Origin of the sequence: Dialister sp. UBA1703 (assembly GCA_002320515.1) — a bacterium.
In the GTDB taxonomy this organism is placed as follows: Bacteria; Bacillota; Negativicutes; order Veillonellales; family Dialisteraceae; genus Dialister.
This window is the reverse complement of the sequence record DCJJ01000034.1, coordinates 1-14,667: the sequence shown is the minus strand read 5'-3', so window position 1 is coordinate 14,667 and position 14,667 is coordinate 1. Positions and strand designations below refer to the sequence as shown.

Here is a 14,667-nt window from a genome sequence, read left to right as displayed (position 1 = left end):
AAGGAGTCCCATGACGAAGCAGTGCATAAAAATTCTTATAAAAGCAGACACTATGAATGAATCAGTGCTTCCCTAGCCTGCCCATTAAGGCGCTTTCCTATTATTTGGCTGATCGTTTTCGCGGCCCTCTCCCGGCAATGCAGCAGGGCACAAAAAAGCAGCGCCCTTTGGGGCGCTGGGGGCTGTTATTTCTTTCTTTTTTCTTCTCTTCCTGCTTTCCTGTTTTTCTTATCCGGTTTGGTCACACTGCCTTCGCTGCGGGCGCGACTGCCGGATTTCTTTTTTGCCTTTTTATCTTTTTTCATTTTCTTGGCTTTGTGCAGTCTTTTTTCTTCCTGACTTCCCTTTTCACTCTGTTCTTCCATTTCTGCCGCTCTGTCTTCGGCGGCTTCCTGCTGGGCCAGGCGGCCGGATTCCGCATCTTCCGCTTCTTTGCGGGCGGTGAGTTCTTCCGTAGTTTCTCTGGAAACGTCGGCTTCACTCATGCGGGGCAGGATGACGGTGAAGGTGGTGCCTTTTCCTTCTTCGCTGGTCATGGAGAGGGTGCCTTTGTGTTTTTCCACAATGTGCTTGCAGATGGCCAGTCCCAGGCCGCTGCCACCGGTGGATTTGTTTCTGCTTTCTTCGGCACGGTAGAACCGTTCAAATACCCGGTCCTGCTTTTCCTTGGGGATACCGATGCCATTATCGGAGATGGTGAGGGACAGTTTGTCCTCTCCTTCCGGTTTCAGGGCAGCATGGACGCTGCCCCCTTCTTTGTTGTATTTCACCGCATTATCCAGAAGGTTCATCACCAATTCGGAGAGAAGGGCTGCGTTGCCGTAGGTATAGAGGGGCTCTGCGTCCACGGAAATGGTGACGCCCTTGGCTTTGGCCTGGGGCTCGATGAGATCGGCGGCGTAGCGGACAAGGCTGTCCATGGAGACCGTTTTCCAGGTGATGGTGGTTTCTGTTTCCTCAATGCGGGACAGGTGCATGATGGTGTCGATGAGGGTGAGCATGCGCTGGGATTCATTGACAATACGGCTGCCGAAGAGTTTTACGTCATCCGGTTTCTGGTACATGCCGTTGGCAATCATTTCCGCAAATCCGCTGATGGAGGTGAGGGGCGTCTTCAGTTCGTGGGATACGTTGGCGGAAAATTCCCGTCTCATCTTCTCCGCCATGTAGGAGGCGGTCATATCCCGAAGCACGATAAGAAGACCAGTCTCTCCGTCGGAGAGTTCGATTTTATTCATCACCATGCGGTAGGGTTTATCGAAGAGGTTCATGGTGTATTCCTGCCGTCCTTCGGTGCGGTATGCTTTGCCGATAACCCGGAGCCAGTCTTCGTTGTGGTAGAGGCTGGCAATGCGGCGGTATCTCTTGTCCTCCGTCGGATGGAAGATGTCCACGATTTTTCTGTTGTAGTCCACGATTTCTTTGTGTTCGTTCAAAAGGATGATGCCGTCGGAAATGGTGTCCACCACGGTGCGGATGGTATTTCTTTCTTCTTCGATGTCGTCCAGGTAGTTCTGGATTTCATCATGCTGTTCTTTCACCTTGCGGATCAGGGGTTTCAGTTCCTTGTAGTCTGATGGCACGTCGTCCACCTTCTGTCCTTCCATAATCTTCTGTACCAGGTCGCCCAGAAGGTGGAAGGGTTTCAGGATTTTTTCCGTTTCCCTTTCCGCCGCAAAGAGGCAGCCTACGACAAACACGAGAAGAAAGAGGATGATTTCCGGCAGGTAGGCGGAAAATCCTTTATAGGAAACGGTACGGGCGCTGGAGAGGCGGAGGATGGTGCCGTCCGGTGCTTTCTGGGCATAGTAGCTCTTCGGGTTGTCATTGGCATCCCGGTGCACCGCATCGCCTTTGCCCTTTTCCATGGCTTCTTTCACTTCCGGCCCGGAGGCGTAGTCTTCATCCTTGTTGTCACTGTCGTAAATGACGCTGCCGTCCCGGTCAAGCCATACGATATGGATGGTTTTGTCATTGTCCTTATATACCTGGGAAAGATAGGCCTTCCCCGCTTCCTCGTCGTCGGCGGATACGGCGCCTGCCATGACGCTGTTCAGGTGCTGCAGCTCATGGCTGAACTGTTCCTGCATGCCCTGGTAGTAAAGGATGGCGGACAGTATGAATGTGACAATCACGGACACGATGCCCATGAGAAGAAGGCTTCTATAGATGCGGACTTTCATAATAATGCTCCTGTTTATGATTTTCTGTCGCCAAGGCGGTATCCCACCCCGCGGACAGTTCGTATGCAGGCTCCTTCACTCCCCAGTTTCTGACGAAGACTCATGATGTGCATGTCAATGGTCCTGCTTTCCATTTCAAAGGGGGAATCCCAGACGGCCTGCATGATCTGGTCTCTGGAAAGGACGATGCCCTTATTTAATAACAAATAGCACAATAAGTCAAATTCCTTTAATGTGAGCTGCACTTCCCTGCCGCCGGAGGTACAGCTGTGCTGTTCCTGGTCTACCACAATGCCTTCGAAGGAAAGCTGCCTGGATCCCTTATCCTCCGGCTTTTTCGTGCGACGGAGAACGGAGCGGATGCGGGAAAGGAGTTCCATAATGCCAAAGGGCTTGGTAACATAGTCATCGGCGCCCAGGTCAAGGCCCTTCACGACGTCAAATTCACTGGTTTTGGCAGTCATAATGATGACCGGAATGTTCTGCAGCTTGGAGGAAGCCCGGATTTTTTTCAGAATGGTGAGTCCGTCTTCCCCGGGAAGCATGATATCCAAAAGAAGGAGATCCGGCACATTTTTCTGCAGTGCTTCATAAAGCTCGGCCGCTTCGCCGAAGCCCCCTACTTTGTATCCCTGTCCACGGAGGGCATAGCTGACCAGTTCACGAATACTTTCATCATCTTCCACACAGTAAATCAGCGGCATATCAAGTCTCCTTAAAAAACAGTCAAAGCCGGCAGTGCGGCCTGGGGAGGCGACACTGTGCCGGTTGTATTTTCAAAAGACTGTGAAATAGGCATACCCATTTCATAGATTTCACATATTTATTTTACCACATCAGCCAAAATTGCCGGAAACGTAGCGGATGGTTTTTTCTTCCTTCGGATTTTCGAAAATCTGCTCTGTATCACCGTATTCCACCATTTCACCAAGATAGAAGAAGGCGGTCTTGTCGGCAATGCGCTGGGCCTGCTGCATGTTGTGGGTAACCATGACTACGGTGTAGTTTTCCTTCAGCTTCACCGCCAGATCTTCGATGTGGGCGGTGGAAATGGGGTCAAGGGCAGAGGTGGCCTCATCCATAAGGAGTACTTCCGGTTCCACCGCCAGGGCTCTGGCAATGCAGAGACGCTGCTGCTGGCCGCCGGAAAGGCCAAGGGCCGATTTATGGAGACGGTCTTTCAGTTCGTCCCAGATGGCTGCCTGGCGAAGGCTGTTTTCCACAATATCATCCAGGTCGCTTTTCTTTGTAATCCCCTTCAGTCTGGGGCCGTAGGCCACATTGTCATAAATGCTCTTGGGGAAGGGATTCGGCTGCTGGAAAACCATGCCCACATGGCGGCGCAGGACGATGGGGTCGATTTCCTTGTAAATATCAACGCCGGAAAGAAGTACCTGTCCTTCCACCCGACAGCCGGAAACCAGGTCATTCATGCGGTTCAGCGTACGGAGGAAGGTGGATTTGCCGCAGCCGGAAGGCCCGATGAGGGCGGTAATCCGGTTCTTCTCAATACGCATATTGATTTTCTTCAGTGCCTGGAAAGTGCCGTAGTACAGGTCAAGGCCCTTGCAGTCAAAAATAATATTGGAATAGACGGAAATGGCGGAAGCGCCTGCAGAAGCCGGTACAGCCATGGACGTATTGTTAATCATTATGCATTCTCTCCTTCTGTTTTCTTAGAAATATACCGGCTCACCATTCTGGCTCCGATACTGAATACTAAAACCATAATCATAAGAACTGCCGAAGCAGCTGCTGCCGTATCCATAGCACCGGAGCCAAGGCCTTCAGTGCGGGCCGCCCATACCTGGAGGGACAGGGTCTCGCCGGGGCGGAACGGATTCAGCGGACAGGCGGGGGATGTGATGTCCCATACATTCCAGTTGATGTCGGTACTCATGCCGGCGGTATAAAGAAGAGCGGCCGCTTCGCCGAAGCCTCTCCCTGCTGCCAGGATGACACCGGTGACGATGGGGCCTACGGTGGCAGGAAGCATGACATGCCAGATGGTTTCAAAATGGGTGGCCCCCAATGCCAGGCTGCCTTCCTTGTACCCTTCCGGCAGGGCCTTGAAGGCATCGTAGGTGGTGGATGTAATGAGCGGGAGGGACAGGACGGACACTGCCAGGGCGCCGGAGAAAAGGTTCCACTGGCTGTGCACCATGATGATGAACACCAGGTATCCGAAGAGGCCTACTACAATGGAAGGCAGGGATGAAAGTGTTTCGATGGCAATGCGGAGGGTATTGGTCACTTTGCCCGGGGCTGCGTATTCCGCCATGTACACCCCCGCCATTACGCCGATGGGGACGGAAATCAAAAGGGAAAGTACCACCAGGTACACCGTATTGAAGAACTGGTTTCCAATGCCGTTAGGCCCGAAGGAAAAGATTTCCGGTTTCATGGCTTTGATACCGCCCCACACCACATAAAGGGTGAAGGCAATGAGAAGCAGTACGAAGGCTGCGGAAATCAAATAGAAGAAAAAGGTAGCTGTTTTATCAGCAAAGCGGGCTCTTTTGAGTCCGCCGTCAATGAGACGGAGGTCAGACATGTTTCCGTTCACCGGTGATGCAGGCTGTGTACTCATGCCATGGACTCCTTTCTTGCTGCAATGAGGTGAATCATCAGGATAAAGAGAAGGGAAATAATGAAGAGGAGAAGAGCCATGGTCCACAGAGCTGCATTCAGTTCGCCGCCGTCCATGGCACCGCCCATATCGGAGGCAATGGCTGCGGTAAGGCTGTTGGTAGGATTCAGAATGCTTTTGGGGAAAGATTTCATCTTGCCGATAACCATGGACACCGCCAGGGCTTCACCGAAGGCACGGGCCAGCCCCAGCACAATGGCTGTCAGGATGCCCGGCAGGGCTGCCGGCAGGAGCACTTTGTAAATCATCTGCCAGCGGGTGGAACCCAGTCCATAGGCCCCTTCGATATATTTCTTATTCACGCTGCGGATGGCATCGGCGGAAACGGAGGTAATGGTTGGATAAATCATGACAGAAAGGACGATGGCTGCCGCCAGCACCGACTGGCCGTGGGGCAGTTTGAACAGCTTCTGCAGAAGAGGCACCAGTACTACCAGGCCAACCCAGCCATACACAACAGAAGGAATGCCTACGAAGATTTCCACTGCCGGACGGATGATTTTCTCACCAAGCTTCGGAGAAATCTGGGTCATGAATACGGCGGTGGAAAGGCTGAAGGGAATGGCAATGAGGAGTGCCAGGGAGCAGGTGAGGATGGAACCCCAGATGAAAATGGCCGCCCCCACTTTCCCGCCTCCCACATCGGTGTCCGATGGCTTCCAGGCTGAGGAAAAGAGGAATTCCCCTATGCTGTGGTGGAAATCGGTAAAGGTAAGCATGCCCTTGGCCAATAGAAAGCAGCCAATGGCAACGGTAAGAATAATAAGAAAATACCCGCATAAAGTGGATATGCTCTTTCCAAGAATTTCTCGTCTGAACATATGCTGCTGCCGCATATTTCCGTCCATGAATGGTTCTCCTTTTTAGAAACGCCGGTGAGTGCGCCTGGGATCCAGCCCCGTAAAAATCATTATTTTATAAAGACGGGAAAGGCAGCCGCAAATTCATGCGGCCGCTTTTCCCGCAGCTATTTCATATACAAATTCCGTCCGAATTATTTCGTCTTCATTTTGGAGGATACGCCGTAGCCCTGTTTTTCGATTTCCACGCCATATTCATCGGAGAGAACATAGTCCAGATAGGCTTTCACAGCACCGGTGGCTTCACCCTTGGTGTACATGTGTTCATAGCCCCATACTTTGTACTTGCCGTTGTAGGTATTTTCCAGGCTTGGTTCTACGCCGTCGATGGCGATGGCAGCCACATCCTTATTGTTGACCAGGTAAGGAAGGGCTACATAACCGATAGCACCTTTCGTCTGGGCAACGCTCTGGATCAGTGTGCCGCTGTCGTCGGTTTCAAGGGACTTGTTTGATGCTTCTTCCTGTCCTGCCAGTGCCAGTTCAGTAAAGAGGGCACGGGTGCCGGAGGTGGTAGGTCTGGTAACAAGAACGATCGGTTCATCCGGGCCGCCTACATCCTTCCAGTTGGTGACTTTCGCAGTGAATACATCCTGCAGCTGCGGGGAAGTGAGGCTCTTCACCTTGTCTGCAATGTCCTTATTAACAATGGTGGCTACGGTCATGGTGCAGACCTTGTGATCCACCAGTCCCTTTGCCTTATCGGCGGGAAGCTTCTTTTCTGCCGGTACGTCGGAGTTGCCGATATTTACAGAACCTTCAGCTACCTGCTTCAGGCCGGTGCCGGAACCGCCTGCATTCAATGTGATGGAAACATCGGGGTTCTTTACCTTGAATTTAGCGGCTGCATCCTTAGCCAGAGGAAGAAGTGCGGATGAACCGGAAACGGTTACCTGTCCGGATACCTTGCTTCCGGAAGCAGCTGCGCTCTTTGCAGGAGCGGAATTGCCGCCGCAGCCTGCTGCTGCCACCAATGCTGCCGAAGAAAGAGCCAGAGCCATCCACTTTTTAAGATTCATTATAAATCCTCCCTTGAAACGAATGATGTTTGCTTTTGTTTTCGATGTTTTAAGTGTAAAGCAGGGATGTAAAAAACAAAGGGAGAAAAAAGTATAGCTTTGATTTAGATTGTAAGAGGAATGTAAAGGAAAAGGTTCTTAGGATTGACCGGCCTGATGGCCGGAGGGTTCTTAAGTTTGACGGCCTTTCAGGCCGAGGGTTGTGGTGGCGCCCTTCGGGCGCAGATTTTAAAAAGGAGGCGCGGCTGACGCCGCGGGTTGTATAAAAGGGTTGTGTAGAAGGGTTGTGTCCCCCGCGACGCGCAAAATGTAGTGAGTCGTTTCCCCCTTAGGTGGGCGATAAGACATAGAATAAGAATATCTCATAATCATTCTTACCACCGTCCACCCCTTCGCCANNCATATGTGACACAATATCCAGTGCTACCTATTTTCTCGTTTCCCCTTGAGGGGAAATGCCACGTAGTGGCAAAAGGGTGTACGGGGCTGAGCAGAGATATGACACTCTATCATTTTCCCTGCCCGCCAATCGGCGGCCCCCCGAGCGAAGCGATGCGAAGCGATGCAAAGCGAACCGCAAATCCGGTGGGAAGCTTCCTGCCGGCTCTCATAGATAGGTGGCGCAGGGATCGTTAGGGTTCCCCCTTTTCTCCACGAAAAAAGGGCCGTGAAAAAATGTAAATCATTTCTTCACAGCCCCTTTTAGGCTTTTTTTATTACCTATTATTACGTTCCTATTTTACGCCGAAAGCGGCAGCGGCATCTCTGACCCAGTTGAATCTTTCGGGATCAATGTCCTTGGGCACGGTGCAGTCGGCGCCCAGGATGACGCCTTTGGTGCCTGCTTTTTCCAGGATGTGCGCCGTTTCTTTTTCAACTTCTTCCCTGGTGCCGGAATAGAGGACGCCTTCCGGGTTGTTGTCAAAGCCGCCGATGACACAGCGGTGGTTAAAGATTTCCTCTCCCTTTTCCAGAGGCACTCCTTCGAAAGCCACAGCCCAGTTCACGGCCTTGAAGGGATAGTCCCTGTACCAGGTCAGGTCGTTGTGGCAGCCCATGTAGCCGCAGATGTGGAGCAGGTTATAGTCAGACGCCGAGTTTGCTGCTTCCAGCACGGCGATTTCAGAAGGAGTAATGAATTCCCTGTATTTCTCATAGGTCGTATCGGGATGGGGAATGTTCTGTACTGACAGGTAAATCCCGTCGGCATGACCATCGGCAATCACGGCTTTGGCCAGGGTGGCAATGTCTTCGGTAAGGACTGCCATCACTTCTTTCAGCGCTTCCGGATCTTCCTTCATGAAACGGGTAATCACGGTCTTCGCGTCGCTTCCGGTCTGCTGGAATTCGATGCAGCGGGTGGGAGCAAAGAGGTTGTAGAATACCATCACTTCTTTGCCGTATCTTTCGGTGAGGATGCTGCAGAGCTCCACCTGCTTTTCAATCCATTCCGAATCCCTGCCCAGCGGTTTGATGTCTTTGGCGTCCCTGATGGATTTCAGGTCATGAAGCTGGTCGTGGGGATAGAGGAAAAATCCGTCGGTCATAATTTTCACAAAGTCCGGTTTCCAGGATTTGTAAAATCTGTCATGGCCTGCCAGGTTATCCACCCAGGCAGAGTGATAGGCCAGTGCGTCTGCGTGTCTCTGATCTGCCAGGAAATGATGCCAGAAACCGACCGGTACTCTGTCTACCGGTTTGCAGTCAAGAGCTGCCTTTACTAGTTCTCTCTTAGTCTGTGCCATAAATGCCTCCCTGCATTTCAATCATTGCCATCTTCGGGAAGCACCGATTCATTCATAGAGTCTGCTTATATAAAAGCGGGCCATGATCATGTCAGTGCTTTTCCAAAGGCTTTCCATCTATCATATCATATAGGGAAAAGGGAGCGCCATCAGCGCCCCCCCATTTTATTCTTCCCCGTTCATCCTTTTGATTTCCGCCAGAAGGTCTTCCGCCTCTTCCATGGACGCCTTCTCCCTTTCCGGATTTTCTGTGAAATCCATGTCCACAGCCATGCCTTCATGCACATCAGGCAGCCAGGATGCAGGAAGTATCACCGTTTCCTCATCGTCTGTCACGAGGACGGCCTTCTTCCCTTCGATACGGTCTACAATGGCTTCTTTTTTCATCATGCCCTCTCCTTCTTGATCTGATAACTGCTGCCGTCACTGGTCAGTGTCACCGTGCCGTTCCTGTCGGTGCGGTAAACCTTCACCTTTGCCTTTTCCAGCTTATCCAGGGTCACCTTGTGGGGATGGCCGTAATCATTGCCCTGGCCGCAGGAAATGAAGGCTTCCTTCGGTGCCACCGCCTTCAGGAAGGCAGGGCTGGTGCTGGTGCGGCTGCCATGATGGCCGGCCTTCAGCACATCGCTCTTCAGGGTACCCCCCTTATCCAGAATGGTCTTTTCTTCCTCTTTTTCCGCATCGCCGGTAAACATCATGGAGAACTTACCGTAGGTGAGACGTCCCACAATGGAATTATTATTGAAATCGGAATTTCCCTTCTGGTCCTTAATCACCTTCACAGGCCCCAGCACATGGAACTTCACGCCGTCGAAGAAATCCACCTCGTCCCCTGCCTTCAGCACATGGTAGGGAATCTTCTTTTCCTTGATCTGCTTCAGGTAGTTCTTGTAGGAGCCGGTATTGGCAGGCATGCCGTCATCATAAATGGCGTCGACCTTGAAATTTTTGAAAATGGCATTCATGCCGCCCAGGTGGTCTGCATGGGGATGGGTAATGATGATTTTGGAAATTTCCTTCACCCCGTATTTATGGAGAAGGGCCACGATCTGGTCCCGGTGCTCAATATCACCGGTATCAATCATGACGAACTTTCCGTCCTTTTCCAGAAGGAACGCATCCCCCTGCCCTATATCCAACATCCGTACCGTCAGTTCGCTGCCGCTCTTTGCAACGGCCTGGGGTTTGGCACCGCCTGCCGATGAGGCGCTTCCGCAGGCGGAAAAGGCGGCGGTCAATGACAGTGACAGCAGAAACACCGCCAGAAATTTCATCAAGTTCTTGAATATATGCATATTTATCTCCCTGTTTTCATTACTTCAGCCCGGGCCGCCGGCACAAGCTCCGCCAGGTCGCTGGCCCGATACCCTACCGGCGTCTTTTCCGCCGCCAGATCTCCTGCCAGCCCGTGGAGGTAAACCCCTGCCACGGCGGCAGTGGAACCGTTCATGCCCTGTCCTGCCAGGGCGGCAATGATACCGGTCAGTGTGTCCCCCATACCGCCGGTGGCCATGCCCGGATTGCCGGTGGAATTTACGAAGGCGGAACCGTCGGGCATGGCAGTCACCGTAGGCGCTCCCTTGAGAACGAGCACCACATGATTGTCCACGGCAAACCGGATGGCTGCGTCAATCCGCCTCTCCTCGATTTCCACAGGCGAGAGGCCCGTCAAATGGGCAAATTCCCCCACATGGGGCGTCAGTATCAGCCTGCCGGGACAGGTGGCAAGCCGGACGTTCTCCTCCTTCAGCGCAAAGAGGCCGTCTGCGTCCACCACCAGGGTGCCGGCGAAAGAGGTAACCAGTTTTTTCACAAACTGTCCCGTTTCCTTCTTCCTTCCAAGGCCGGGGCCAATGGCAATTACATCATAGGCCTTTGCCTTTTCCAGTGCTCCTTCGGCATCCTTCTCCGTAAAGAAGAGGCCTTCTCCCAGGGAAGACACCATAAGTTCCGGAATCCTTCCTGCCAGCACCCGGGCCGCTCCGGCAGTGGTGACCACCGCCACCTTGCCGCCGCCGCCATAAAGGGCCCCCTGGCCTGCCAGAAGGGCTGCCCCTTCCATGCCGTCGGAACCGGCAAAAATGCCGATGAAGCCGTTCTTCCCTTTATGGGAAATCCGATTTCTTACAGGAAGGATATTGAACACATCCTTCTTTTCCGTAAGGTGCACCGGGAAATCAAGCCTTGCTTCTTTCGGAATGCCGATGGGGGAATACAGGAGACGGCCGGTATAGGAAGAGCCGGGATAGAGCACATGCCCCCTCTTGATGGAACCCAGGGCCACGGTGTAGTCCGCGTCCACCACCACGCCGGCGGCCCTGCCCGTATCGGTCATCATGCCGCTTGGTACATCCACGGAAATGATGATGCCCCGGGCCTCATTCACAAGACCGATGAGGGCTGCCTTTTCCCCCTTCACTTTACTGGAAAGGCCGGTACCGATCAGGGCATCCACCAGGATATCCGCCTCATGGATATAGGGAGCTCCCTCTTCCGCTTTGGAAACAGGAATCACCGGAATGCCCATCTTCTCTGCCGTATGGCGGTAGAGCTTTGAAGATTCACTCATATGGGCTTCGTTCCCCATAAGGAGCACCAGCACCTTCGCCCCCAGGCCTGCGGCATAGCGGGCGGCCACGAAGCCGTCGCCGCCGTTATTTCCTGTGCCGCAGAGAATCACCGTAAAGGCATCGTCCCAGTCCACAAAGGGCTCTGTCAGCCGCACCACGGAAGCGCCTGCATTTTCCATGAGCACCATTTCCGGAATGCCGTATTCCTTCATAGCCATGGCATCCAGAAGCTTTGCTTCCTCATTCTTTGTCAGTATCATCACTGCCTCCTGCCATAACCACCACGGCTATGGCCATATTTTCTTCATGGGAAATAGAAATGGACATATCCTTAATCCCCAGCTCCTTCGCCCTTTTGGCAAAGGTGCCCTGCAGGTGGATGAGCGGCGCTCCCCATTTCGTCCAGGTCACATAAGCATCCTGCCAGGCGGAGCCAAAAATGCCGATGCCCAGCGCCTTCCCTGCCGCCTCCCGGGCGCCCCAGAGGGCCGCATAGGACTCGGCCCGCTTCTTTCCCTTCTTCTCGCAGTGGGCGATTTCCTCTGCCGTGAAAATCTTCTCCGCCCGGGCGGGGAACTTCTCCAGGATCCGTTCCCATCTTTCAATCTTCACCAAATCTACGCCTACATACATATGATTCTCCTTTCCCGGAAAAGTCCCCCTTCTGCAGAGGCCAGACTCCCATCCGGTTTCTCTTTTCTATTGTACAGAAGGACATGACCTTATTCAAATAAAAATATGGAAAGTTTTCTTGCCATGGAAAAGAAAATATGATAGAATGGCATGGTATGAATAATGCAGACGGGAGGTGAAATACATTGCCACAGATTAAAGCCAACATGAAAAGCATGAGACAGGACGCTGCTAAAAGAGCTGCCAACGCTGCTGTTAAATCCCAGATTCACGGCGCTATGAAAAAAGCTGTAGCTGCTGCTAACTCTGACAATAAAAAAGAAGCTTTCCGCGCCGCTGTAAGCATCATTGATAGTGCTGCTCAGAAGGGCGTCATTCATAAGAATGCAGCTGCTCGCAAAAAATCCCGTCTGAACGCAAACGTAAACGCTGCTATTGCAAAAGCTAAAGCTGCTGAAGCAAAAGAAAAAGCTGAAGAAGCTCGCGAAGAAGCAAAGGAAGCTTACAAAGAAAAGATGGAAGAAAAGGCCTGAGCCCTTTCAAAAAGAACTGTGCCATTTGCGGCGCAGTTTTTTTATTACCTATACAAAAGGGGCTGTGAAAAATGTAAACCATTCTTCACAGCCCCTTTTGTCATTGCCCCTTTATTCATCTATACCAGCCTGTTTCCTCCAGGTCAGGAAGGTGCTGATACCGGTCCAGATGAGCGCCGCCCCGGCCAGGTACATGAAGAGAAGACCCGCTGCGTCAGGACGGAACACAAGGGCAAGCCCCAGAAGGATCTGCACCAGCGCCGCCGCCATATAGAGGCGGGGACTCCTGACTGCCTCTTTCTTCTTCGTCCGGAGAAGAATCATGAAGATACCCCGGATGAGGATATAAAGGGCAAAGAGGAGGGGCAGCATGAAAGCCACCACGGCAAAGGCCAGGGACATCATCATCCACAGGCCGAAAACCGTATCAAGGACGGCCATGAGAAGGTGCCAGAGCGAACGGCTTCCGCCGTCCGTTTTGATATAGCGGAGAATCTGGCACACACCGCCCAGTACAAGCACAAAACCGATATAATATCCCACTGCCAGAAGGGACTCAGCCGGCTCTGCAATGCAGAAAATGCCGGCGCCCATAAAAAGAATACTGCCGATAAAAAGCAATGCTGATGGAAGCATAGGTATCGCCTCTTTCATGAAAAATGAAATCGATTTCATGAATGCTTCCTTACTTTATCTCCTGTTTATATTATAGTCCTTCCGCGAATCATGTTCCAGAGGTGATTCCCATTTATCCCATGCCGGCCCGGAAACTTCATAGACCAAAAAGGCTTTGGAGAAAGGATTCCCATTTCTCCAAAGCCTTTTTTCAGATCATTCTGTGAGCTTCAGCATGCTTTCCAGATCCACTGCATGGAAGGACGGGCACACCGGCTTTTCCTTCAGCACCGCCGTCACATAGGACAGCGCCGCTGCCACGCCGGTGACCAGGCCCTCTTCAGCAATGTCGAACTTCGGCGTATGATGGGGACTCCCGCTTCCCACATCCTTGTCATAAATGCCGGTGAAGAAGAATACCCCCGGCCAGGTGGATTCGGTAATGGAGAAAGTCTCCGTGGCCATCCACATGGGGCAGTCTTTGTCCACAGCCCCTTCTCCCAGCTGTTCTGTAACCGCCTTTCTCGCCAGGTCCACGCATTCCTTCGTATTCACGGTGACTGGGAAATACTGGTCCTCCACCACTTCCACCGTGCAGCCGTGAAGGGCCGCCGTATTCTTCGTCACTTCCAGAAGAGTCTTACGGAAGGCCAGGCCATCCTCATTCTTCGTGCACCGGGCAGTGCCTGCGAACATAAGCTCCGAAGGAATGATATTCGGTTCATGGCCCGCCTCCACAGAACCGAAGGAATAGGTGAAACTGTCCGTCGGCGCCGTTACCCGCATGCGATAGGAACGGAGCTCGGAAGCAATGGAAACAAAGCATTCGATAGGGCTCACCGCCATATCAGGCCGGGAACCGTGGCCGCTCTTCCCGTGGATCTTGACGCGGAAAAAATAAGCGCCGGCCATGGTGGTGCCGTAAAGAATGCCCACCTTCCCCGCAGGCAGATCCCATTTCACATGGGTGCCGAAACAGGTATCCACATGGATATGATGGTCGCGGAGATACCGGAGCATAGGCGCAATGCCCCTTTCCCCCATTTCCTCCGCTTCCTCAAACATGAGCACCACTTTCCCTTCCCATTCATCCTTGTGAAGAGAAAGGATTTTGGCCTCCGTCAAGAGCATGGCCATATGGCCGTCATGGCCGCAGGCATGCATGACTCCCTCGTCTTTAGAAATGCACACCCTCTCCTTTGACAGATTCTCCGGGGCTTCCCTGATGGGAAGAGCGTCGATATCCGCCCGCATGAGCACCGTCCAGCCCGGTTTCCCGCTGTCCATAAAACCGAATACCCCGCCATGAGGCACCCGTACCGTTTCAATGCCAAGATCATGAAGGAACTTCTCAATGAAATCCATGGTCTTGAACTCTTTCTGGGAAAGCTCAGGATTTTCATGGAAATGGCGGCGCAGTGAAATCACCGTGTCCCTTTCCTTTTCAGCCAACTCTCTGCAATGCAAAAGAAACCCCTCCTTTAAGAAACCTTCGGTCAGCACGATTCATGAGATGAACCCTGTCTCCCAAAAGAATATCACTCCCGCCGGCGCCACAGATGAAGAGCCGACAGCACAAAAGCCGCCACCACAATCACCGTGGCACAGAGCGTCATGAAATCATTATGCTCATACAAACGATACAGACTGAATAAGGCCAAAAGCCCCAGCAGCACCAGCTTTATATTCACATTCTCATCTCCCTTGAAAAGGATACCTCCATCATAACACAGAGGGACAAGAGGTTCAAAAGGGTTCAGCGCCCTTTGGGCGCGAAGGGGCGCGGCCGGCGCCGCGGGTTGTGGAAAAAGATTCTTAAGATGAACCGGCCCGGGTTCAGAGGGTTCAGAAGGTTC

General features: G+C 52.6%; 15 protein-coding genes. 1 reads left to right on the top strand and 14 read right to left on the bottom strand.

The annotated features are described in order from the left end of the window. Positions 1-185 precede the first annotated feature (185 nt). The 11 genes from B2Y11_RS01715 to acpS all read right to left on the bottom strand — a co-directional run bounded on the left by B2Y11_RS01715 (position 186) and on the right by acpS (position 11,663). The gene (locus B2Y11_RS01715; protein ID WP_291055369.1) at positions 186-2,183 is read right to left on the bottom strand and encodes a sensor histidine kinase; all 1,998 of its coding nucleotides are present in this window, start codon (positions 2,181-2,183) and stop codon (positions 186-188) included. Positions 2,184-2,197: 14 nt separating this feature from the next. Continuing rightward, positions 2,198-2,887, bottom strand: a complete 690-nt coding sequence (locus B2Y11_RS01710; protein ID WP_291055366.1) for a response regulator transcription factor — start codon at positions 2,885-2,887, stop codon at positions 2,198-2,200. Positions 2,888-3,019: 132 nt separating this feature from the next. Next, positions 3,020-3,817, bottom strand: coding sequence for a phosphate ABC transporter ATP-binding protein PstB (gene pstB, locus B2Y11_RS01705; protein WP_291055372.1), 798 nt, complete (start codon positions 3,815-3,817; stop codon positions 3,020-3,022). Between the two features lie 17 nt (positions 3,818-3,834). Continuing rightward, entirely contained in the window at positions 3,835-4,773 is a 939-nt protein-coding gene (gene pstA, locus B2Y11_RS01700; RefSeq protein ID WP_291055365.1) for a phosphate ABC transporter permease PstA, read from the bottom strand. After that, positions 4,770-5,681: a phosphate ABC transporter permease subunit PstC gene (pstC, locus tag B2Y11_RS01695; protein WP_291055362.1), complete on the bottom strand. Its 912-nt coding sequence runs from the start codon at positions 5,679-5,681 to the stop codon at positions 4,770-4,772. The genes pstA and pstC overlap by 4 nt, the downstream gene beginning before the upstream one ends. A 146-nt stretch (positions 5,682-5,827) precedes the next feature. Next, the gene (locus B2Y11_RS01690) at positions 5,828-6,712 is read right to left on the bottom strand and encodes a phosphate ABC transporter substrate-binding protein (RefSeq protein ID WP_291055359.1); all 885 of its coding nucleotides are present in this window, start codon (positions 6,710-6,712) and stop codon (positions 5,828-5,830) included. Positions 6,713-7,446: 734 nt separating this feature from the next. Beyond that, positions 7,447-8,457 carry a uroporphyrinogen decarboxylase family protein gene (locus B2Y11_RS01685; RefSeq protein ID WP_291055356.1) on the bottom strand — a complete coding sequence of 337 codons (1,011 nt, stop codon included), beginning with the start codon at positions 8,455-8,457 and terminating at the stop codon, positions 7,447-7,449. 165 nt (positions 8,458-8,622) lie between these two features. After that, complete coding sequence (locus B2Y11_RS01680) at positions 8,623-8,847, bottom strand: DUF3006 domain-containing protein (protein WP_291055354.1); 225 nt, start codon at positions 8,845-8,847, stop codon at positions 8,623-8,625. After that, entirely contained in the window at positions 8,844-9,755 is a 912-nt protein-coding gene (locus B2Y11_RS01675; protein ID WP_291055352.1) for a ComEC/Rec2 family competence protein, read from the bottom strand. The genes B2Y11_RS01680 and B2Y11_RS01675 overlap by 4 nt, the downstream gene beginning before the upstream one ends. Before the next feature lie 2 nt (positions 9,756-9,757). Further along, complete coding sequence (locus tag B2Y11_RS01670) at positions 9,758-11,290, bottom strand: NAD(P)H-hydrate dehydratase (RefSeq protein WP_291055350.1); 1,533 nt, start codon at positions 11,288-11,290, stop codon at positions 9,758-9,760. After that, positions 11,271-11,663 carry a holo-ACP synthase gene (acpS, locus tag B2Y11_RS01665; protein WP_291055348.1) on the bottom strand — a complete coding sequence of 131 codons (393 nt, stop codon included), beginning with the start codon at positions 11,661-11,663 and terminating at the stop codon, positions 11,271-11,273. Before acpS ends, B2Y11_RS01670 begins: the two co-directional genes overlap by 20 nt. Positions 11,664-11,848: 185 nt before the next feature. Between acpS and rpsT the strand changes: the two genes are divergently transcribed. Further along, positions 11,849-12,196, top strand: coding sequence for a 30S ribosomal protein S20 (gene rpsT, locus B2Y11_RS01660; RefSeq protein WP_414630729.1), 348 nt, complete (start codon positions 11,849-11,851; stop codon positions 12,194-12,196). A gap of 111 nt (positions 12,197-12,307) precedes the next feature. Here rpsT and B2Y11_RS01655 read toward each other — a convergent pair whose 3' ends face one another. The 3 genes from B2Y11_RS01655 to B2Y11_RS01645 all read right to left on the bottom strand — a co-directional run bounded on the left by B2Y11_RS01655 (position 12,308) and on the right by B2Y11_RS01645 (position 14,502). Further along, positions 12,308-12,832 (bottom strand): HdeD family acid-resistance protein, encoded by a 525-nt coding sequence (locus B2Y11_RS01655; RefSeq protein WP_291055346.1) that lies wholly within the window; start codon positions 12,830-12,832, stop codon positions 12,308-12,310. A gap of 195 nt (positions 12,833-13,027) precedes the next feature. After that, positions 13,028-14,278 (bottom strand): M20 metallopeptidase family protein, encoded by a 1,251-nt coding sequence (locus tag B2Y11_RS01650; protein WP_291055344.1) that lies wholly within the window; start codon positions 14,276-14,278, stop codon positions 13,028-13,030. A gap of 71 nt (positions 14,279-14,349) precedes the next feature. Beyond that, positions 14,350-14,502 carry a hypothetical protein gene (locus B2Y11_RS01645; RefSeq protein ID WP_291055342.1) on the bottom strand — a complete coding sequence of 51 codons (153 nt, stop codon included), beginning with the start codon at positions 14,500-14,502 and terminating at the stop codon, positions 14,350-14,352. Between the last annotated feature and the right edge of the window lie 165 nt (positions 14,503-14,667).